This window comes from Stenotrophomonas sp. STEN020 (assembly GCF_056760195.1).
In genome coordinates, this window is sequence record NZ_JBRREI010000004.1 from 89947 (window position 1) to 111964 (window position 22018).

Genomic DNA, 22018 nt, shown 5'->3' on the forward strand with positions numbered 1-22018 from the left:
CGCAGGAGTGCCCGCCATGCAACACCACATCGCAACACCGCGCAGCCACCGCTGGCTGCGCAGCGGCGTCGCACTCCTGCTGTGCCTGTCCGCACCACTGCTGCACGCTGATGAGCGCTGGCAGCGGCTGGACAGCTTTCTGCAGGCAAGCACCGCGTCGGGCCAGTTCCCTGGCGCGGTCGCCATCATCGAGCACGATGGCAGGATCGCGTTCCAGAACCACTACGGCCAGGCCGACAGCGCTGGCACTCGGCCGATGCAGGCCGACAGCATCTTCCGCATCTATTCGATGACCAAGCCGGTGACCTCGGTCGCCGTGCTGATGCTGCTGGAAGAAGGCAAGCTGTCATTGGATGATCCGCTGTCACGCTATCTGCCTGAGTTTTCCAATCGTCAGGTCGTAGTCGGTGGCGACGTGCAGAGCCCGCAGACCGAGGCAACGTCGCGAGCGATCACCCTGCGTCACCTGCTTACCCATACCAGCGGCTTTGCCGCAGCGTCGGATACGCACCGGGTGGCGACCAAGCTGCTGACCGCCGCCGATGTGGACAGCGCCACCTCGCTGCAGGACGTTGCACGTCGCCTGGCTGCGCTGCCATTGGCCGATGCGCCCGGCACCCACTTCCACTACGAAGGCAGCAATACCGATTTGCTGGCGCGCGTGGTCGAAGTGGTCAGCGGGCAACCGTTCGCGCAGTTCCTGCAACAACGCATCTTCAGCCCGCTGGCGATGCACGACACCGGTTTTGAAGTGCCGCTGGCGCAGCGTGGCCGCGTGGTCGAACTGCCAACCAGCAATGACGATGGCAGCCTGCGCGTGGCCGACACGCTCAGCGCGCGCAATCCGGGCGTGCGCCTGAAGGGCTACGACAGCGGTGCCGGCGGCTTGTACTCCACCGCCGCCGATTACCTGAAATTCGCCCATATGCTGCTCGATGATGGCCGCAGCGGTAAGCAGCAGCTGCTCTCGCGCAAGACCGTCGAGCTGATGATGAGCGACCAGCTCGGTGGTTTCGAGCCGACGATTCGCGGCGAAAGCGCGGGCGAAGGCTTCGGCCTGGGTGGCTATGTGGTCACTGATCCGGCCTATCGCGGCAAGCTCGGCAGCGTTGGTCAGTTCGGCTGGTCTGGTGCCGCATCGACGTATTTCACCATCGACCGCAAGGAGAAGCTGGTGGCGATCCTGCTGATGCAATACCTGCCCAGCGGTGACAAAGCCCTCGCCTCGCCTTCCACCCGTTTCTACAACCTCGTTTATCAGGCTATTCCATGAGTTCCACCGTTCTTGTCGCCGGCTCGGCCAATCTTGATTTCGTTGTGCGTGCGGCGCATGTGCCGGCACCGGGCGAAACCGTGCTCGGCCGCGAATTCCGCACCTTCCCCGGTGGCAAGGGTGCAAACCAGGCCGTTGCCTGCGCGCGTGCCGGCGGCGCTGCCACGCAGATGCTGCTCGCGCTGGGTGCCGATGATTTCGCCAAGCCGATCGAAGCCTCGTTGAATGATGCCGGCGTGATGCTGCATACCGTGCGTGATGTGCAGCTGCCGACCGGTACCGCCTTCATCTGCCTGTCCGACGATGCCGAGAACGCCATCACCGTCGCGCCCGGCGCCAACATGGCACTGCTGCCGGAGCACCTGCCGTCGCTGGATGGCGTGCAATGGCTGCTGCTGCAACTGGAGTCGCCGTTGGCCTCGGTGCAGGCCTATGCCGCCGCCGCCCGCGCTGCTGGGGTGAAAGTTGCATTGAACGCCGCACCGGCGCAGGTGCTGCCGGCCGAACTGCTGGCACAGCTGGACATGCTGATCGTCAACGAAGGTGAGCTGGCCGTGGTTGCCGGCAATCCGCCGGACCTGGCCACCGGCTTGGCACGACTTGAAGTGCCCTGCGTGATCGTCACCCTCGGCGCGCGCGGCTGCCTGGCCCGCATCGATGGCGAGATCCTGCTGCAGCCCGCATTCTCCATTTCACCGCTAGATACCACCGCCGCAGGCGACACCTTCTGCGGCACCTTGGTCGCGCTGCTCGCCCGCGATGAACCGCTGCAGCAGGCCCTGCTTGCCGCCAGCGCCGCCTCGGCACTGGCCTGCACACGCCTGGGTGCACAATCCAGTATTCCCGAACACGCCGAAGTGCAGGCATTGCTGGCCGATGCCAGCCGCCTGCCCGGCACCGACGCCCATGCCGCGCTTGCGGCATGGTGCGCGCTGTAACCGTTACAAACTCCCCCGCTTTTGTTGGATGACTGCCATGACCTCCCCCTACCCCGCCCCCGACTACGACTACGATTCCCCCGATCATGGGCGTGAGGTGATCCACACCGAGTACAAGTTCTCGCACGTCACCACCGGCCGCTACTTGCCCACCCCGGGCAAGGCGCCGGCGTGGCCGTTCGCCGACATCGGCAGCTGGATGATCGATGCCAATGCCAGCGCCGCCGACTGGTTGACCGAGCTGAAGGACTGGCGCCAGGAACACCTGGTGCGCATCGGCTATACCGACGTGAACTACCGTCGCCCGGACCTGCAGTGGGCGCAGCGCAACTTCGTGCACGCGCAGATGATGGTCGAGGACCGCTATTTCTTCGACGTGGAAACCGCGCAGTACACCGTCGACAAGTACCTGGACGACCTGATCGAACGCTTCGGCGGGCTGGACTCGGTATTGATCTGGTACATCTACCCGAACATTGGTATCGACGACCGCAACCAGTTCGATCTGGCGCACACGCTGCCAGGCGGCCTCGAAGGTTTGACCGCTGCGGTAAAGGCGTTCCAGAAGCGCGGCGTGCGCGTGTTCCTGCCGGCCAAGCCATGGGACCACGGCACCCGCGATCCGGGCGTGACGCATTGGGATGGCTTGGCTGAGATCATCAAGGCCACCGGCGCCGACGGCATCAACGGCGACACCTTCAACGGCGTACCGCGCGCGTTCTTCGATGCCTGCGATGCCAACGGCAACCCGGTGGTGGTGCAGCCCGAATCCACCATCAGCTCGGAAGAGCAGCTGATCTGGAACGTGCAGAGTTGGGGCAAGAAGGCGCCCGACGGCCCGGTGCCGCCGGTGTCCAAGTGGAAGTGGCTGGAGCCGCGCCACATGGTCAACTACGAGAATCGCTGGGGCCGCAACCGCAACCACGACCTGCAGTACTGCTTCTTCAACGGCATCGGCTACAACGCCTGGGAAAACATCTGGGGCATCTGGAACCAGTTCACCGCGCGTGATGGTGAAACCCTGCGCCGCATCGCCGCCATCTACCGCCAGTTCCCGGCGCTGATCGTGGCCATGGACTGGGAGCCCTACCAGGTCTGCTACCAGGGCGGCATCTTCGCCAGCAAGTTCCCGGTCGACGGCCAGTGCCTGCATACCTTCATCAACCGCAACGAATACGCGGTCAACGGTGAGCAGATCGGCCTGCCGCATGTGGACGGCACCCGTTACTACGATGTCTGGCATGGCGTTGAGCTGTCACCGGCCGTGCGTGATGGCGTGGCCATCATCGAGCTGCCGATGGAAGCGCGTGGCTTTGCTGCGGTGCTGAGCGTGCAGGCTGGCGTTGCCATTGAAGGCCTGGATGCGTTCCTGATCGAAGCTGCCAAACGCGCCGAACAACCGCTCAACAGCTTCTCCGGCGCATGGAAGGCAATCCCGCAGCAGCTGCGCGAGATTCCCGCCACCACCGCGCAGGCTGCCGCGCCGCAGGGCATGGTCACCATCCCGGCTGGCGAGTTCGTGTTCGCCGTTGGCGGTGTCGAGATCGAAGGCTTCAACTGGGCCGGCCAGGACGTGCAGTTCCCGTGGGAAGACTGCCCGCGCCGTCACCATCGCAAGCTGATGCAGATGCAGGCGTTCCATATCGATCGCCATCCGGTCACCAATGCGCAGTTCAAGGCCTTCATCGATGCCACCGGCTATCACCCGGCCGATGACATCAACTTCCTCGCCCATTGGGTGGATGGCGCACCGCGCGCCGGCTGGGACAACAAGCCGGTGATCTGGGTGTCGCTGGAAGACGCGCGTGCCTACGCTGCGTGGGCTGGCAAGCGTCTGCCGCACGAATGGGAGTGGCAGTACGCCGCGCAGGGCAACGATGGCCGCACCTACCCATGGGGCAATGACTGGGACCAGAGCCGCGTGCCGCAGGTCAACCGTGGCCGCCGCCTGCTGGCCCCGGCCGATGTCGATGCGCATCCGCAGGGCGCCAGCCCGTTCGGCGTCGAGGATCTGGTCGGCAACGTGTGGCAGTGGACCGATGAGTTCGTCGACGAGCACACCCGTGCGGCGATCCTGCGCGGTGGCTCCAGCTACCAACCGCAGACCTCGCATTGGTATTTCCCGCAGGCCTACCGCCTGGACCAGCACGGCAAGTACCTGCTGATGGCACCGGCCAAGGACCGCAGCGGCATGCTCGGCTTCCGTTGCGTGGTGGACGCGGCATGACCGCGGCCATCAGCAGCGGCCAGCAACTGATCACACCGGCAGCGGTAAAACTCGACGGTGTGTTCGGGCAGATGCTGGCGGCCAACCGCAGCGGCCGCCTCAGCCATTTCATCGTCGATGAAGCCAGCCCGTCGATCAGCATCTTCGGCCAGGCGCACAAGCAGCAGAACCAGGAAGGTGACTGGTACGGCGAGCACGCCGGCAAGTGGCTGTCGGCCACTGCGCGTGCCGTTGCCCAGGGCAACCAACCCGAGCTGGAAACCAATCTGCGCCGCGTCGCTGATTGGCTGATCAGCCAGCAGGATGCCGACGGCTATCTCGGCAACTATGCCGCCGACCGTCGCTTCACCGTGCCGCAGCCGCCCAAGCCCGAGAGCTGGAACGGCGAACCGGCGCTGCGCACCTGGGACATCTGGACCCACAGCTACCTGATCCTGGGTTTTCTGGAGACCTGGCGTGCGCTGGGCGATGACAGTTACCTGCAGGCCGCGCGGCGCATCGCCGACCTGTGCTGGCAGGCGCTGGAATCGGGCATCGACATCACCACCCTGGGCAACCACCACGGCATGTCGGCGACGGTACTGCTGGACCCGGCGGCGGATCTGTACCTGGTCACCGGTGAGCCGCGCTATCTGGCGCTGGCCGAAAAGATCCTGCAGCAGGCCAACGCCAATCCGCGCCTGGCCCTGCTCGACAAGGGCATCGCCAACGAAGATGCCGCCTTCATCGCCACCGGCAAGGCTTACCAGCTGTCGTGGAACCTTGTTGGTCTGGCCAAGCTGTACAAGGCCACCGGCAAGGCCGATTACAAGCTGGCCATCGATAACCTGTGGAACAACATCCGCGAGCAGCATCTGACCCTGGGTGGCGGCCCGTGGGGCGGCGTGGCCCATCGCTCGCGCGAAGTGTTCAACGCACCGCGCACGTTCTTCCCGCAGGCGTATGTGGAGACCTGCTCGGTGCTGGCGTGGATGCAGCTCAACCGCGAGCTGCTGGCCATCAGCGGCCACGCACGCTACGCCGACGAGCTGGAGCGCACTGCCTACAACGACCTGCTGGCAGCGATGGCGCCGAACGGCGAGGACTGGTGTTACTACACCTTCCCCAACGGCAAGCGCGTGCATACGACGTACTGGCGTTGCTGCAAGTCGTCCGGCGCGATGGCGGTGGAAGAGCTGCCGCAGGTCGCCTATGGCGTCGCTGCCGACGGCGGGTTGCGGGTGAACCTGTACGGGGCCGGCGAAGCCACGCTCCAGCATGCAGACGCCGGCACGGTGGTGCTGCAGCAGCAGACCCGCTATCCGTTCAACGGCGATATCAGCCTGCGGGTGACGCCCGAGCACAGTGCCAGCTTCGGCATCGGCCTGCGCATCCCGGCCTGGGCCGGGGATGCACGCATCCAGGTCAATGGCCTCAACGTGCCGGTGCAGGTTGGCGCCGATGGCTACGTGCAGCTGCAGCGGCAATGGCAGGCCGGCGATCTGGTCAGCGTGCAGCTGCCGATGCAGCCGCAGCTGCACCGCGCCGCCAACATCAATGTGCAGGAATCGCGTGCACCCGACGGCTCGCCGGTGGCGCAGGAAGTGCTGCGCTGGGAATACGTCGGCTTGAGCTACGGCCCGCTGGTCTATGCGACCACGCTGATCGATGGCTTCAAGACCGATGAAACCGTGAAGCTGCCGGAAGGTGATCCTTCGCGCTGGCTGCAGGTTGGCCAGGATGAGGGTGAAGGCGCGCCGGTGACGATGCAGCTGGAATGCCGCGCGCCGCTGGTGTTCGAGCCCTATTACCGCTGTGGTGGCCGCGAGCACGACGTCTGGCGCCTGAGCTGGCTGTCACTGGCCCCGCAATAAGCCTGTCATCGCTGCCTGTCACCAGAAACTGTGAAGGCAGCGGTGGTTTTGAAGGCGATGACACCGCGATACCTGCTTTTTGTCCTCGCTGAAAATACCCGCACGATATGTTTCTTCCCATCCACCGGGAGGAAACTGCAATCAAGGATTCGAGTGCAGCCCATGTCAGCAAGCAACAACCCATCTCCGTTCGACATCGCCCAGCGCGATGGTGCCCGTGGTCCGCTCAGCGGCGTGCGTGTGCTGGACCTGAGCGCCTATATCGCCGGGCCGTACGGTTGCACCCTGCTGGCCGACCAAGGCGCCGAGGTCATCAAGGTGGAACCGCCGGTTGGCGACAACCTGCGCAAGTACCCGTCCACGCTGGAAGCTGAAAGCCGCGCCTTCCTCGGCGTGAACCGCTCCAAGCGCGGTGTGGTGCTGGACCTGAAGGAAGCCGACCAGCGCGCGGTGCTGATGCGCCTGGTGCGCGAGGCCGACGTGCTGGTGCACAACTTCCGCCCCAGCGTGCCGGCCCGTCTGGGCATCGATTTCGACAGCCTGAACAAGATCAACCCGCGCCTGGTGTACTGCGCGGTTACCGGTTACGGCGAGGACGGTCCGCTCAAGGACAAGGCCGGCTACGACCAGGTGCTGCAGACCATGACCGGCATGTGCGCGATGCAGGGCAAGCCCGGCGGCGCGCCGGAGATCCTGTACGGCTCGGTGGTCGACTACTACGCCGCCGCGCTGGTGGCTGCCGGTGTGTCCTCGGCGCTGTTCGAGCGCGAACGCAGTGGCGAAGGCCAGTATGTCGGCGTGTCGCTGCTGCGCAGCGCGCTGACCATGCAGTCGGCACGAATGATCTGGGCCGAAGGCGAGCCGGAAGGCGTGGGCCGCGACATGCGCTCGGGCGGTGTCACCGGCATCCACCCGACCGCGCAGGGCCATCTGTACATCTCGGCCAATACGCCGCGCTTCTGGCAGGCGCTGTGCGACAAGATCGGCCTGCCGGCAATGGGCAGCGATCCGCGCTACGACACCGTGCGCAAGCGCGCCGAGCATTCCGACGAACTGCTGGCCAAGCTGCATGCAGCACTGGCTGCACGCAGCGCGCTGGAATGGGAAGCGCTGTTCGGCGAAGAAGTGCCGTGCGCGGCCGCGCGCAAGGTCGAGGACATGTTCGAGCACCCGCAGGTGCTGGCCGAAGAAATGATCACCACGCTGCAGCACCCCTTGCTGGGCAGCTACCGCGGCATCACCCGTCCCATCGTGTTTGGTCGCACCCCCGGCCCGCAGCCATTCGCCGCGCCGACCTTCGACCAGGACACCGCCGCTGTCATCGCCGCCGCCGATGCTGGCGACACCACCGCCTGATCCAGAGCACATCATGAGCACTGCATCCAAGCTCGCGCAGCTGCGCGAACTGTCCGTCGTCGTCGCCGACACCGGTGATTACGACGCCATCAAGCGCCTGCGTCCGGTCGACTGCACCACCAACCCGACGCTGGTGAAGAAAGCCCTCGATCTGCCGGTCTATGCCGGCCTGATCGAGCGCGAGCTGCAATGGGGCCGCGCCCAATCCGGCGACAAGCAGGTCATCGCCAATGCCGTGGTCGACCGCTTGACCGTTGGCGTCGGCACGATGCTGGCCGAGCTGGTGCCGGGCCGTGTCTCCACCGAAGTGGATGCCGACCAGGCGCACAACACCGAGGCGACGATTGCCAAGGCGCGCGAGTTCATCGCCATGTACGAAGCGGCCGGCGTGCCGCGCAGCAAGGTGCTGATCAAGATCGCCGCCACCTGGGCCGGCGTGGAAGCTGCGCGCGTGCTGCAGGCCGAAGGTATCGACTGCAACCTGACCCTGATCTTCAACCCGACCCAGGCGCTGGCCTGCTCGGAAGCCGGCTCCTTCCTGATCTCGCCGTTCGTCGGCCGCATCCTCGATTGGTACGTGGCCAACGGCCAGACCCCGGCCAGCATTGATGAAGACCCGGGCGTGGTGTTCGTGCGCGGCGTGTTTGCCGAGTTCAAGCGCCGCGGCTCCAACCCCGTGGTGATGGGCGCCTCGTTCCGTTCGACCGCGCAGATCGAAGCGCTGGCTGGCTGTGACCGTCTGACGATCTCGCCGGACCTGCTGAAGAAGCTGGATGCTGATTTCGGCGCGCTGCCGCGCAAGCTGGTGGCCGGTGTTGCCGAGGCGGTGAACGTCGCTGCGATTGATGAGGCCAAGTTCGATGCGGATATGGCGGCTGATCCGATGGCCACCGAGAAGCTGGCTACTGGTATTGATGCGTTTGCGAAGGATCTGCAGACGCTGCGTCAGCGGATTTTGGATGAGTTGGGCGGCTGAGGCTGGCCCAACAGACTTCACATTGCCTGGTGTCTCCCTTCTCCCGCCTGCGGGAGAAGGTGCCCCGAAGGGGCGGATGAGGGGAAGCTCTGAAAGCTTTTAGAGCTTTAAAAGCGTTTGCTCCACGTGCTTTCAGAGCGCCCTCACCCCAACCACTCTCCCGCGCGCGGGAGAGGGGCTTTCAGATCGCATGCTACTTGCAGGCTTTGTTCTCACCCCGCTTTTCGACACCCGGCTCCCTCTCCCTCGTGCCGGGGTCACCGCAGCCGGCCCCCTGTGCCTGGTTGCGGCTTTTCTACCTCAGCGCGAAATCATCTCGATGAAACGCGCGACCCGTGTGTAAGGCGGCCGCAGCAGATCACTGCCGGCCCGGCGGGTCTGCCACAGCACCGGCAAACGTTTGCTCATCGCATCGAAGCCGGCCTTGCCGTGATAAGCACCCATACCACTCGCTCCAACGCCACCAAACGGCAAACCATTGATAGCGAAATGCAGCAAGGTGTCGTTGACGGTGACGCCACCGGCAATGGTCTGGCCGACGATCTTTTCCACCGTCACCTTGTCATGGCTGAAGGGATACAGGGCCAAGGGCCGGTCGCGACCATTGATGGTGGCGATGGCCTCGTCCAACGAGCGATAGCTGCGGATCGGCAGGATCGGCCCGAAGATCTCGTCCTGCATCACCGTCGCGTCATCGCCAGGCTGCAGGATCAAGGTTGGTGGAAACAAGCGTTCACGTCGCGAGCGCTCGCCATCGATATCGGCCAGCGGCAATACCTGCAAGCCACGCGCACGCGCGTCATCCACATAGCCCAGCAGGCGCTGGTACTGGCCTTCGTTGATGATGCGGCTGTAATCAGCCGCATCGCTGAAGTCGCCGTAGCGCAGCCGCACCTGCGCACGCAGCGCAGCCACAAGTGCATCCACTCGAGCTTCGTCGATCAACACATAGTCCGGCGCGATGCAGGTCTGGCCGGCGTTGAACCACTTGCCGGTGGCCAGGCGTGCTGCTGCACCTTCCACCGGATAATCCGCTGCCACCAGCGCCGGTGACTTGCCGCCCAACTCCAAGGTCAACGGCGTCAGATGCTGCGCGGCGGCCGCCATCACCTTGCGGCCAATCGCGGTGGAACCGGTGAACACCAGATGGTCGAACGGCAGGCCCGAGAACGCCGAGGCCACACCGGCATCGCCCTGCACCACCGCCACCCGGTCTGCCGGAAACACCTCGGCCAACACCGACTGCAGGAAAGCCGAACTGTTCGGCGTGTGCTCGGACGGCTTGAGCATCACATGGTTGCCAGCGGCGATCGCGGTCGCCAACGGCACCAGCGCCAGATTGACCGGGTAGTTCCACGGCGAGATCACCCCGACCACACCCACCGGCACCGGTCGCACCTGCGCCCGTGCCGGCCAGAAGCGCCAGCCAACACCAATCCGCTCCGGCTTCATCCAGCCACGCAGGTGCGAGAGCAAGTGATCGATCTCGCCAGTCACAGTCATGCCATCGGCGATCACCGATTCGTGTTTCGAGCGATGACCGAAGTCGGCAGCGATCGCTTCGGCCATTTCCGGAATGCGTGCCTTGAACGCGGCGCGCAAGCGGCGCAGGTCGTCGCGGCGCTGCGCGTAATCCGGCTTGTGCTGCTGCCAGGCGCTGCGCAGCTGCGTCAGCCGCTGCTGCAATGTGTTTGAACCATCGGTCTGTGGATCCATGGTGCCTCCCCAAGATCAGCGGCCACTGTAAACCCAGCTGCGAGCCGACGTGAAGCAAAGTTGGCGTGATGTGCTGCGCAAACTCGGGGCGCGAAGGCGGTGGAGCTACCCCTCCCCAACCCTCCCCTGCGCGTTGCGCAAGGGAGGGAGCAGAGCGCGTGACCTGTCAGCCCCCCTTTGCGCGCCGCTTTTGCCCCCTCCCTTTCGCGCAGCGAAGGGGAGGGCTGGGGAGGGGTGCTCTCCGCGCACAAAAAAGCCGCCCCCTTACGGAGGCGGCCTTTGCACTACGTATTACTCAAGCAATCAGTGCGACGAAGCCTTGCTCGCACCAATGCCGGTCTCGGCACGGACTTCCTGTGCCGGGTAGGCAGCACGCTCGGCCTGTGCGTTCTTGCTCTTGTCGGTGATCGAGAAGAACCAGATGCTGACGAAAGCAATCGTCATCGAGAACAGTGCCGGGCTGGTGTACGGGAACGGCGCACTGCCGGCCGCATTGCCCAGCGTGTCCACCCATACCGACGGCGACAGTAGGGTCAGGATCAGCGACGAGGCCAGGCCCAACGAACCACCAATCACCGCACCGCGGGTAGTGCAGTCCTTCCACAGCAGCGACAGGATCAGCACAGGGAAGTTGGCCGATGCGGCGATGGCGAAGGCCAGCGACACCATGAAGGCCACGTTCTGCTTCTCGAACACGATGCCCAGCAGCACTGCGATCACACCCAATGCCAAGGTGGTGATGCGCGAAACACGCAGCTCCGAGCCAGGCTCCGGGTTGCCCTTCTTGAACACGGTGGCATACAGGTCATGCGACACCGCCGATGCACCGGACAGCGTCAGGCCCGCGACCACGGCCAGGATGGTGGCGAACGCCACGGCCGAGATAAAGCCCATGAACAGGTTGCCGCCAACGGCCTTGCCGACCAGCACGGCTGCCATGTTCGGCCCGCCCTGGATGGTGCCGGTGACCGGATCCGCGTACTCCGGATTGGTCAGCACCAGTGCGATCGCACCGAAGCCGATGATGAAGATCAGGATGTAGAAGTATCCGATCCAGGTGGTTGCCCACAGCACCGACTTGCGTGCCTGCTTTGCATCGGGAACGGTGAAGAAGCGCATCAGGATGTGCGGCAGGCCGGCGGTACCGAACATCAGTGCCATGCCGAACGAGATCGCCGAGATCGGATCCTTGACGAAGCCACCAGGCCCCATTATCGCCAAGCCGGTACTGGCCGCTTCCTCCGCACTCTTGCCGCCGTTGGCTGCGATCTGGGTCTTGACCCGCACCGCCTCGCTGAACAACGCTTCGAAGCTGAAGTTGAAGTGCCACATCACCATCACGGCCATGAAGGTCACGCCGGACAGCAACAGGCAGGCCTTGATGATCTGCACCCAGGTGGTGGCGGTCATGCCGCCGAACAGCACGTAGACCATCATCAGCACGCCGACCAGCGCCACTGCGATCCAGTAGTCCAGGCCGAACAGCAGCTTGATCAACGCACCGGCACCAACCATCTGTGCGATCAGGTAGAACAGCACCACCACCAGCGTGCCCGACGCCGCGAACATGCGGATGGGCTTTGCCTGGAAGCGGTAGCCAGCGACGTCGGCAAAGGTGAAGCGGCCGAGGTTACGCAGACGTTCTGCCATCAGGAAGGTCAGGATCGGCCAACCGACGAGGAAGCCCAATGCGTAGATCAAACCGTCATAGCCGTTGGTCATCACCGCGGCGGTGATGCCGAGGAACGAGGCCGCCGACATGTAGTCACCGGCGATGGCCAGGCCGTTCTGGAAACCGGTGATGCCGCCACCGGCGGTGTAGAAGTCGGACGCCGACTTGGTGCGGCCAGCGGCCCACTTGGTGATGCCAAGCGTGAACACCACGAAGGTCGCGAACATGATGATCGCGGTCCAGTTGGTCGGCTGGCGCACGGTCTGGCCGATGTCGCCGCCGGCGGCCATGGCCGCACCGCTGGCGATCAGCAGACCGAGCAGCGCGCCCGATCGGAGGACGGAGTGGTTCATTGTGCTTCCTCCACGATCTCTTCGGTCAACTTGTCGAATTCCTTGTTGGCACGGCGCACGTAGAAGCCGGTGATCAGGATGGTGAACACCATCAATCCCAAGGCGATCGGAATGCCGACGGTGGTGATCTTGCCGGGGCCGATCGGCGTGGCCAGGAAGGCCTTGTCGAAGGCGATCAGGCCGATATAGCCGTAATACCCCAGCAGCATCAGGATGGTCAGGAACCAACCCAGCTTGTTGCGCGTACTGCGCAGCCGTTGGTACTTCGGGTTGGAGGCGATCCGCTCTACACGGGGATCGACGGAAGCATTCATCGGAATTCTCCAGGCGTTGGGAATACGAACGCCACGGCATGCGGAGATGCCTTGACGGTCACATGAGTGCTCCCCGTGGGGGTAGGGAGATGGGGCGTACTACGTTTTCAGACGCGGTAGCGGCGCTACTGCAACGCCGCTACCGGATGGGTCAGAAGCTGTACTTGGTGGTGAACTGCACGCGGCTGATATCGCCCTTCTTGCCGTTCTCGATCTCGCGCACGCCGTACATCAGCTCGGCACCGACATCGACCTTTGGCATCGGCGTGTAGAAGATGTTGCCGCGGATCGACTGCACACTCTTGGTCACCAGGTCACCGGTGATGGAGGCGTTGTTGTCGTAGTCGCTGCGTGCGTAGATCAGGTTGGTGCGCAGCTTCGGCGTGAACGCATGGCGCCAGCCAACATAGCCGGCAACCACGCCGGTCGGGTCGATCTCGTCGCGGATGGCGTCATAGCCACCGTCGGCGGTGATGCCCAGGCCGATGTAGCGCGAAATGCCTTCGCCGCCGGTCAGCTGGTAATGCAGGGTATCGGCATCGCCCATCAGCCACTTGCCGCCGAGGGTGACGCCGCCGCCGACCTTGCTGGCATCGGCACCGGTGGTCTGGTTGTCGAGCTTGAGCTGGCGCACCAGGCCGGCCACGCCAAAGGTGCCCCAGTCGCCCTTCCAACCGTAGCGCACGGTCAGGTCGGGCATCGAACCACGGTCGGAGTTGGCTACCGCCGGCACGTTCCACTTGTTGGTGACCGGGTTGTAGGCGCCGGTAAGCGTGGTGGTTTCCGGGTTTTCCAAGGCAACACTCAAGCCACCGTTGGTGTAACGGATCTGTGCCTGACGCACGAAGATCACGCCATCGGTGGGGCCGACGAAGTCAGCCGCTTCCGGGATCGATGCAGCATCCATGAAGTTGGACCAGGTCTGGCCTGCCAACCACTTGTTCCAGTACATATAGGCGTGGCGCAGGGTGACGCCGTAGGTGTTGGTCGCGGTCTGGTTGCCCAGCGAATTGCCGAAGAAATCCATCTCGACCATCGCGCCGGCCTTGTCGCCGTTCTCGGCCACATGGTCCACGCCCAGGTTGAAGCGCGAGAACTTGGCGTGGGCGTTGTAGTCCACGTCCGAGGCCTTGCCCGAACCACCGGCGCCATGCACCGGCGTCTGGCCGGGCAGATACAGCGCGCGGCCGGTGGCGTCGTCGGCCAGCTGGCCGTCACCGGTACGCGTGGCGAGGAAGTCGGCCTTGATGAAGCCACCGACCTTGAAGGTGGTGCCCGGCGCGGCGCCCGGAGTGATGCTGGTCAGCTGAATCGGCTGCTTGCCGGCCGGCACGGCAGGCGCGGCGACGCGCTCGGCCTGCGCAGTGCGCACCTGCACCACTTCGCTCTGGGTCTGGGCGATGGCGCCCTGCTGTTGCTGCTGGGTGGACAGCAGCAGCTGCACCTGGCGCTCAAGATCAGCGACGCGCGCCTCCAGTGCCTTCTCTTTTGCGGTCTCGGCGAAGGCCATGCCCGGCGCAATCAGCGCGACGAACAAGGCAGCGGCGAGTGGCCGGCGGGCCGTTTTCAACATGTTTCGATTCATTGGGACTGCCTCTCTCCAGGCTGGCGAACGGTCCGCGCCGGTTGCACGGTCGCAGCCAGCGTGCGCGGCGATGCCGCCGGCCGGCTATTCGCCATTAGTCGTAAGCAGGCGTCTGTTCGACCATCGTCTAACAGAAGATGCAGCGCGAGGTGGGGTGGATGCGGCACACTTGGGGTGTCCCGGCCCTGTCCCACGACAGGGCTCATTCATTGGTTACAAGTGCAAAGGTGAGGGTTGCCATGACTGATGTATATCCCGTTGATTCCGCGTTCGCCGAGAAGGCACGGATCGACAAGAACACGTACCAACAGCTGTACCGCGAATCGGTCGAAAACCCCGATGCGTTCTGGGCCAAGGCTGCAGAACGCCTGGACTGGTACAAGAAGCCGACCAAGATCAAGAACGTCAACTACCAGCTCGACGATTTCCGCATCAAGTGGTTCGAGGACGGCGAACTCAATGTCAGCGTCAACTGCCTTGACCGGCAGCTGGCCACGCGCGGCGACAAGACCGCCATCCTGTTCGAGGCCGATGGCCCGGACAGCCCCGCGCAGAAGGTTACCTACCGCGAACTGCACGAGCGCGTCTGCCGCCTGGGCAATGCGCTGCGCAACCTCGGCATCAAGAAGGGTGACCGCGTCACCATCTACCTGCCGATGATCGTCGACGCAGCGGTGGCGATGCTGGCCTGCGCCCGCGTCGGTGCCATCCATTCGGTGGTGTTTGGTGGCTTCGCCGCCAACTCGATTGCCGACCGCGTCGGCGACTGCGCCAGCAAACTGATCATCACCGCCGACGAAGGCCTGCGTGGTGGCAAGAAGGTGCCGCTGAAGGCCAATGTCGATGCCGCGCTGAAGCTGCCCGGCACCAATACCGTGGAAACCGTGCTGGTCGTGCGCCACACCGGTGGTGCGGTCGACATGCAGGCCCCACGCGATCGCTGGTTCCACGATGTTGTGGACACCCAGCCGGCCGAGTGCGAACCCGAGCGCATGAACGCCGAAGATCCGCTGTTCATCCTCTACACCTCCGGCTCCACCGGCAAGCCCAAGGGCGTGCTGCACACCACCGGTGGCTACCTGCTGTACGCGGCCTACACCCATGAAGCGGTGTTCGACCTGCGCGAAGACGATATCTACTGGTGCACCGCCGACGTCGGCTGGGTCACCGGCCACAGCTACATCGTCTACGGCCCGCTGGCCAACGGCGCCACCTCGGTGATGTTCGAAGGCGTGCCGAACTACCCGAACACGTCGCGTTTCTGGGAAGTGATCGACAAGCACCAGGTCACCATCTTCTACACCGCGCCCACCGCCATTCGTGCGCTGATGCGCGACGGCGAGGAACCAGTGAAGCGCACCTCGCGCAAGAGCCTGCGCCTGCTCGGCAGCGTTGGTGAGCCGATCAATCCGGAAGCCTGGCGCTGGTACTACGACGTGGTTGGCGATGCACGCTGCCCGATCGTGGACACCTGGTGGCAGACCGAAACCGGCGGCATCCTGATTTCGCCGCTGCCGGGTGCAACCGACCTCAAGCCGGGCTCGGCAACGCTGCCGTTCTTTGGCGTACAGCCGGCGCTGGTCAGTGCCGATGGTGAGCCGCTGGAAGGCGCCACCGAAGGCAACCTGATCATCCGTGATTCGTGGCCGGGCCAGATGCGCACTGTCTACGGTGACCACCAGCGTTTCATCGACACCTATTTCCGCACCTATCCGGGTAGCTACTTCACCGGTGACGGCTGCCGTCGCGATGAAGACGGCTACTACTGGATCACTGGTCGCGTCGATGACGTGATGAACGTGTCCGGTCACCGCATCGGCACCGCGGAAGTGGAAAGCGCGCTGGTGTCGCACCCGAAGGTTGCCGAAGCTGCCGTGGTCGGCTTCCCGCACGAGATCAAGGGCCAGGGCATCTATGCCTACGTCACCCTGATTGCCGGCGAAGCGCAGACTGACGAGCTGCTCAAGGAACTGATTACCTGGGTGCGCAAGGAAATCGGCCCGATCGCTGCACCGGATCACCTGCAGTGGGCGCCGGGCCTGCCCAAGACCCGCTCGGGCAAGATCATGCGCCGCATCCTGCGCAAGATCGCCGAGAACGCCCCGGACCAGCTCGGCGACACCTCCACGCTGGCCGATCCGTCGGTGGTCGCATCGCTGGTGGAAGAGCGCAAGGTTCGCTAAGCGTTACAAACCCGGGGCACCACGGTGCCCCGGTTGTCGGTCCGTGTGGAGGGCGTGGATCGGCATCTGTACCGGTATCCTGTTTCACCGGAAGGGCGTCACGCCCCTTACTTCAGCATTGGATCGCATATGCCTACCCTCCTCATTGCCGATGACCATCCGCTGTTCCGCGAAGCCCTCAAGGGTGCGGTGCAACGCGTCATACCCGGCGTGCAGCTGATGGAGGCCGACAGCGTGGAAGCGCTGTACGCACTGGCCGAACAACACCCCGATGCCGATCTGGTGCTGATGGACCTCAACATGCCCGGCGCGCAAGGCTTCAACGCGTTGGTGCACCTGCGTTCGCTGCATCCGCAGCTGCCCATCGTGGTGGTATCCGCACGCGAGGAAGCCACGGTGATGCGACGCGCATTGGACCATGGCGCATTCGGGTTCATCCCCAAATCGGCCGATTCGGACACCATCGGCCACGCCCTGGGCACCATCCTCGATGGCGAGCGCTGGGCTCCGGCTGAGGCGCATAACGTGCCGCCGACCCCGAACGAAGAACGCGAAGTCGGCCAACGCCTGCGCGAACTGACCCCGCAGCAGTTCCGCGTGCTGCAGATGCTCGGCGTAGGCCGCCTGAACAAGCAGATCGCCTATGACCTGGGCGTTTCCGAGGCCACCATCAAGGCGCACGTCACCGCCATCCTGCGCAAACTCGGCGTCACCAACCGCACCCAGGCGGTGCTGATGGCCGGCAAACTGGCCATCGACGACGACGCCATCGTGCTGCCGCCGGAAGAAGACTGAGCCCCGAGCAGCTGCAGCTCGGCCCTTTTGTAGGAGCGGCGTAAGCCGCGAAGCCACCGAACCTGCAGATAGCGGGTGTGTGGCTCTGCAAGCATTCGCCGAAAAGCCAGATTCCTGAATGGCGTTGTGTCTGCCAGCCCGGGATCCATCGGCTTCGCGGCTTACGCCGCTCCTACAAACGTCCCACAAACAGCGGCTCCAGCTTGCTGCTACAATCCGCGCTCCCTTGGGGAGTAGCCTGCTTCCAGTAATGGAAGCGCCCACATCAACATACTCGGCCAGTGCGCCGTGGTGTGGGCAGCCAGACCCGGTTGGCGAGACCAGCGGCATGCGTGCGCAACTACGGTTGGGCGCGGCGCATGCCGTTTGTGTCCGCCCGACCCGGTAATCCTGATGCCTCCCATTTCCATTGTTCTGATCGGCTTCGCCATGTCCACCGACGCCTTCGCTGCGGCGGTCGGCAAGGGCGCTGCCATGCGCAAACCTCGCCTGCTCGACGCACTACGCGCGGGTTTGATCTTCGGCGTGATCGAAGCCATCACTCCCATCATCGGCTGGTTGCTGGGCCGTGCTGCCTCGCAGTACGTGCAGGCCTTCGATCATTGGATCGCGTTCGGCCTGCTTGGCGTACTTGGTGCGCACATGATCATTGCCGGCTTGAAGCCTGATGACGAAAGTGAAGCCGACGGTGATGAGGACGAAGCCGGCGAACAGCACAAGAGTTTCTGGACCCTGGCTGCGACCGGTTTCGCCACCAGCATCGATGCGATGGCGATCGGCGTGGGCTTGGCGTTTCTTGATGTGCATATCGGTGTGGTGGCGCTGGTGATCGGCCTGTGCACGATGACCATGGTGACCATCGGCATCATGCTCGGCCGTGCCTTGGGTGCCCTGGTTGGCAAGCGCGCGGAGATCATCGGCGGCGTGATCCTGATCATCATCGGCTGCGCGATTCTGTATGAGCATCTGAGTGCAGCGAGCGCTGTTGTAGGAGCGGCGTAAGCCGCGAAGCCGACGCACCAAATGTAGAGCGCAGCCATGCTGCGCTGGGGCATTACCGGTAAAGCCTCTGCCGAGCATGGCTCGGCACTACAGATCCCGCTGTTGCTCAAAGCCCCTCTCCTGCGAAGCGGGAGAGGGGTTGGGGTGAGGGCAGCTTTTGCCGGTAAAGCCTCTGCCGAGCATGGCTCGGCACTACATTGCTGCTTGCTAACGCCTGCGCGGGTCGTTCAATGCGGTCAGGAAGGCACGCAGCGAAGCCGGCTTCACCGGCTTGGTCAACACACGATAGCCGCGCTCGCGGGCCATGCGCTTCAACTCATCACGGCCATCGGCGGTCAGCAACGCGCCCGGCAAGGGCCGACCAGCCGCTTCGCGTAACGCGAGCAAGGTATCCAATCCATCAAGCCTGTCGTGCAGGTGGTAATCCACCAGCATCACGTCGGGCTGCTCGCTCAGCTTCTCCAAGGCCATGTCCACCGTGCTGGCGGCAATCACTTCCACCTTCCAACGACCCAGCAAGGCACGCATGCCGTCGAGGATTTCCTGATCGTTGTCCACGCACAGCACACGCATGCCGGCCAGTGAATCATCACCACCGAAGGCGGTCTGCTGACGCGGCGTCGGCAACGGCACTGCCGGCGTCTCCACGCGCGGCAAGCTGATCGAGAACATGCTGCCGTGGCCGGGTTGGCTGCGCGCATTCAAGCCATGATCGAGCAGGCGCGAGATGCGTTGGCAGATCGACAAGCCCAAGCCAAGGCCCTGCTCGCCCCAGTCGAACGGCTGCTGGTAGCGATGGAACTCATTGAAGATCTGCTGCATGTGATGTTCGGGAATGCCGGGGCCGGTATCCCACACCTGCAACTCAACCTGATCACCGCGCACGCGCAGCGCCAGCACGATGCGGCCGCTGCGGGTATAGCGCAAGGCATTGGCCATGAAGTTCTGCAGCACGCGGCGCAACAGGCGCCGATCACTGCGCACCCATGCGGTACGTGCAAACACATGCAGGCGCAGACCGCGCCCCGCTGCTACCGGCGTGTATTGTGCCGCGAGCTCGCGCACCAGCACGCTGGCATCGAACTCGCTGATGGTCGGACGCAAACCACCTGCATCAAGTCGCGACACATCCAGCAGACCATCCAGCAACTCCTCGGCCGCGCGCAGGGAAGCATCAACACGTTCGGCCAGATGCCGCTGCTCGTCGGTCTCGTGCAGGCTGTCGCGCAGTGCAGACGCAAACAGGCGCGCTGCATTCAAGGGCTGCAACACGTCATGGCTGATCGCAGCAAGGAAGCGCGTCTTTGATTGCTGCGCTGCTTCAGCCGCCTGCGAACGCTCGGTTACACGCTGCTCCAGTGTCTCGTTGGCTTCCAGCAGCGCCTGCTCGGCGTTCTTGAAGTCGGTGATGTCGTTGTAGCTGGTGACATAGCCGCCACCGGGCAAGGCCTGACCACGCAACTCGATCACCTTGCCATCGGCGCCGGTACGTTCGAACACGTGTGGCGAACCGGCGCGCATATAGCCGATGCGGCGATTGATCTGCACTTCGGTATCGCCCGAACCCAGCTCGCCGCGCTCGGCGTTGTAGCGGATCAGATCTGCGACCGGACGGCCGACGTAGAGCATGCCGTCCGGGTAACCAAACATCTGCTGGTAGCGCCGGTTCCATGCAGTCAGCCGCATTTCCGGATCGACCACGCTGACGCCGGCGCTGATGTTTTCCAATGTGGTGGAAAGAATTTCGCGGTTGAAGCGCAGTTCCTGCCCAGCTTCGTCCAGCACCGCCACCACTTCGCCCAGGTCCATGCCCGAGCCGCGCAGCAGGCTGGTCAGCAGCAGACGCGCGGAGGCCGCACCGATGGAAGCGGCGAGCAGACGTTCGGTGAACTGCACCCAGACACGGTCGGCGGCAGCGGCAGGTTGGAATTCGCGCCCAAGCAACTGCGCCTGTTCGCCGAACGAACGGCGCGCGCGGTTGTCACCAATGACGCGCGTTGCCAAGGCCAACAGATCACGTACCTTGACGTGCGCCGGCCAGTCGCCGGCCACCACCGGGCGCTTGGCATACGGATCCAGGAACGGTGCCGCGCGCAGACGCTCAGCGACATCAGGGCGCCAGCGCATCGACACCAGCAACATGGTCACGGTATTGATCAGCAGCGACCAGAAGGTGCCATGGGTCAGCGGGTCCCAACCGGTCAGGCCGAACAACTGCTGCGGTCGCAGCCAGCCGATACCGAACGGTCCATCCGTCAGCAGGCTCGCATCCAACCAGCCACCGTGACTCAGTGCAGGCACCAGCAAGGTGTAGGCCCAGACCACAAAGCCGGCCAGCATGCTGGTCTCGACGCCACGGCGGCTGGCACCACGCCAGTACAGGCCACCGAGCAGGCCCGGTGCGAACTGCGCCACCGCCGCGAAGGCCATCAACCCGTAAGCGGCCAGCATGGTGTCGTCGTTGCTGCCGCGGTAGTAGCCATAGGCGACCAAGGCCAGCAGCACGATCGCCATGCGCCGTATCCACAGCACGCGCGAAGCAACATTGGCGGCCTCGCGGTGATCGCCACTGCGGCGCAGCAGCAGCGGCATCACCAGGTCGTTGCTGATCATCGTCGCCAGCGCGATCGAGGACACGATGACCATGCCGGTAGCCGCGGAGAAACCGCCGATATAAGCAATCAAAGCGAGCGTGGTATTGCCGGCGAACATCGGCAGAGCCAATACCAAGGTGTCATCTGAAGCCAAACCGGTGCCAAACATCGCAGCGCCGGCGGTAGCGATAGGCACGATCATCAGCGAGATCAGCACCAGATAGCCGCCGAACATCCAGCGTGCACTGCGCACATCGGCGGCATTTCCGCATTCAACCACCGCCACGTGGAACTGCCGTGGCAAGCAGATCAGGGCAAGAAAACTGAGCAGGGTCTGCGAGACAAAGCCCACCGGCGGCATGCCTTCAAACAAGGCGCGTGCCGACTGCACCACCGAGTCGCCGCGGTCGGTCAACCACACATAGGCGAACACGCCGATGGCGACCATCGCCAGCAGCTTGATCAGCGATTCCACCGCGATGGCCAGCATCATGCCGTAGTGGTGCTCGGTGGCATCGACCTGGCGGGTGCCGAACAGGATGGCGAACAAGGCCATCAGCAGCGCCACATACAGCGCCGGATCGGTCAGGAAGCCCTTGCCGGCAGCGTCGCCGGTCAGCACCTGCAGGCTCATCGCCACGGCCTTGTACTGCAGCGCCAGATACGGCACCACGCCGATCAGCGCGATCAGTGCGACCAGCGCCGCCAGCCGCCGCGAGCGCCCGAAACGCGAGGAGATGAAGTCGGCGATGGAGACCACGTTCTCGCTGCGGGCGATCAGCGCCAGCCGCTCGATGATGCGCCAGCCGAACATCAGCATCAGCAGTGGGCCAAGATAAATAGGCAGATAGCCGATGCCGTAGCGCACCGCCGAGCCGACCGCACCGTAGAAGGTCCAGGACGAGCAATAGACCGCCAGCGCCAGGCTGTAGACCACCGGCCGCAACCACGGGCGGTCCGGATACAGCGGGCGACGATCACCCCACCAAGCCACGCCGAACAGCAGCGCGGCATAGCAGAGTGAGACCAGGAGCAGGATCCAGCTGGAGACCAAGGGTAGTTCCCATGCGACTTAGCCGGGCCAGTGTAGCCATTCCGCTGGATTGGGGGGTCTACCCCCTCCCTTGTGCGCAGCACAGGGGAGGGTTGGGGAGGGGTGCTTTTGGCGCTGGCAGCCGGAT

At 64.3% G+C, this 22018-nt stretch carries 14 protein-coding genes and 1 riboswitch; of the genes, 9 read left to right on the forward strand and 5 right to left on the reverse strand.

Annotated features, from left to right (window positions below):
• Window positions 1-16 precede the first annotated feature (16 nt).
• The 6 genes from ACVOLZ_RS03215 to ACVOLZ_RS03240 all read left to right on the forward strand — a co-directional run bounded on the left by ACVOLZ_RS03215 (window position 17) and on the right by ACVOLZ_RS03240 (window position 8623).
• On the forward strand, window positions 17-1273 hold the full coding sequence (locus ACVOLZ_RS03215) for a serine hydrolase domain-containing protein (protein WP_481514999.1): 1257 nt from the start codon (window positions 17-19) through the stop codon (window positions 1271-1273).
• On the forward strand, window positions 1270-2211 hold the full coding sequence (locus tag ACVOLZ_RS03220; protein ID WP_481515000.1) for a ribokinase: 942 nt from the start codon (window positions 1270-1272) through the stop codon (window positions 2209-2211). The genes ACVOLZ_RS03215 and ACVOLZ_RS03220 overlap by 4 nt, the downstream gene beginning before the upstream one ends.
• Before the next feature lie 37 nt (window positions 2212-2248).
• Complete coding sequence (locus tag ACVOLZ_RS03225; protein WP_481515001.1) at window positions 2249-4438, forward strand: formylglycine-generating enzyme family protein; 2190 nt, start codon at window positions 2249-2251, stop codon at window positions 4436-4438.
• A complete protein-coding gene (locus ACVOLZ_RS03230; RefSeq protein WP_481515002.1) occupies window positions 4435-6291 on the forward strand; it encodes a glycoside hydrolase family 127 protein in 1857 nt (618 codons plus the stop codon). The genes ACVOLZ_RS03225 and ACVOLZ_RS03230 overlap by 4 nt, the downstream gene beginning before the upstream one ends.
• Before the next feature lie 162 nt (window positions 6292-6453).
• A complete protein-coding gene (locus tag ACVOLZ_RS03235) occupies window positions 6454-7647 on the forward strand; it encodes a CoA transferase (protein ID WP_481515003.1) in 1194 nt (397 codons plus the stop codon).
• A gap of 13 nt (window positions 7648-7660) precedes the next feature.
• Complete coding sequence (locus tag ACVOLZ_RS03240; protein ID WP_481515004.1) at window positions 7661-8623, forward strand: transaldolase; 963 nt, start codon at window positions 7661-7663, stop codon at window positions 8621-8623.
• 300 nt (window positions 8624-8923) lie between these two features.
• Here the strand turns inward: ACVOLZ_RS03240 and ACVOLZ_RS03245 are convergent, their stop codons facing one another.
• The 4 genes from ACVOLZ_RS03245 to ACVOLZ_RS03260 all read right to left on the reverse strand — a co-directional run bounded on the left by ACVOLZ_RS03245 (window position 8924) and on the right by ACVOLZ_RS03260 (window position 14263).
• A complete protein-coding gene (locus tag ACVOLZ_RS03245; RefSeq protein WP_481515005.1) occupies window positions 8924-10339 on the reverse strand; it encodes a coniferyl aldehyde dehydrogenase in 1416 nt (471 codons plus the stop codon).
• A gap of 303 nt (window positions 10340-10642) precedes the next feature.
• Window positions 10643-12364 carry a cation acetate symporter gene (locus tag ACVOLZ_RS03250; RefSeq protein ID WP_481515006.1) on the reverse strand — a complete coding sequence of 574 codons (1722 nt, stop codon included), beginning with the start codon at window positions 12362-12364 and terminating at the stop codon, window positions 10643-10645.
• Window positions 12361-12678 (reverse strand): DUF485 domain-containing protein, encoded by a 318-nt coding sequence (locus ACVOLZ_RS03255; RefSeq protein WP_481515007.1) that lies wholly within the window; start codon window positions 12676-12678, stop codon window positions 12361-12363. Before ACVOLZ_RS03255 ends, ACVOLZ_RS03250 begins: the two co-directional genes overlap by 4 nt.
• Window positions 12679-12829: 151 nt before the next feature.
• On the reverse strand, window positions 12830-14263 hold the full coding sequence (locus tag ACVOLZ_RS03260; RefSeq protein WP_481515008.1) for a DcaP family trimeric outer membrane transporter: 1434 nt from the start codon (window positions 14261-14263) through the stop codon (window positions 12830-12832).
• A 239-nt stretch (window positions 14264-14502) separates the two neighbouring features.
• Between ACVOLZ_RS03260 and acs the strand changes: the two genes are divergently transcribed.
• The 3 genes from acs to ACVOLZ_RS03275 all read left to right on the forward strand — a co-directional run bounded on the left by acs (window position 14503) and on the right by ACVOLZ_RS03275 (window position 18243).
• The gene (gene acs, locus ACVOLZ_RS03265; RefSeq protein ID WP_481515009.1) at window positions 14503-16446 is read left to right on the forward strand and encodes an acetate--CoA ligase; all 1944 of its coding nucleotides are present in this window, start codon (window positions 14503-14505) and stop codon (window positions 16444-16446) included.
• Window positions 16447-16575: 129 nt separating this feature from the next.
• On the forward strand, window positions 16576-17241 hold the full coding sequence (locus ACVOLZ_RS03270) for a response regulator transcription factor (protein WP_057629262.1): 666 nt from the start codon (window positions 16576-16578) through the stop codon (window positions 17239-17241).
• A gap of 221 nt (window positions 17242-17462) precedes the next feature.
• Window positions 17463-17625: riboswitch (yybP-ykoY riboswitch) on the forward strand.
• A 9-nt stretch (window positions 17626-17634) separates the two neighbouring features.
• Entirely contained in the window at window positions 17635-18243 is a 609-nt protein-coding gene (locus ACVOLZ_RS03275; RefSeq protein WP_481515010.1) for a manganese efflux pump MntP, read from the forward strand.
• 207 nt (window positions 18244-18450) lie between these two features.
• Here ACVOLZ_RS03275 and ACVOLZ_RS03280 read toward each other — a convergent pair whose 3' ends face one another.
• Window positions 18451-21891 (reverse strand): hybrid sensor histidine kinase/response regulator, encoded by a 3441-nt coding sequence (locus ACVOLZ_RS03280; protein WP_481515011.1) that lies wholly within the window; start codon window positions 21889-21891, stop codon window positions 18451-18453.
• Window positions 21892-22018: the final 127 nt, after the last annotated feature.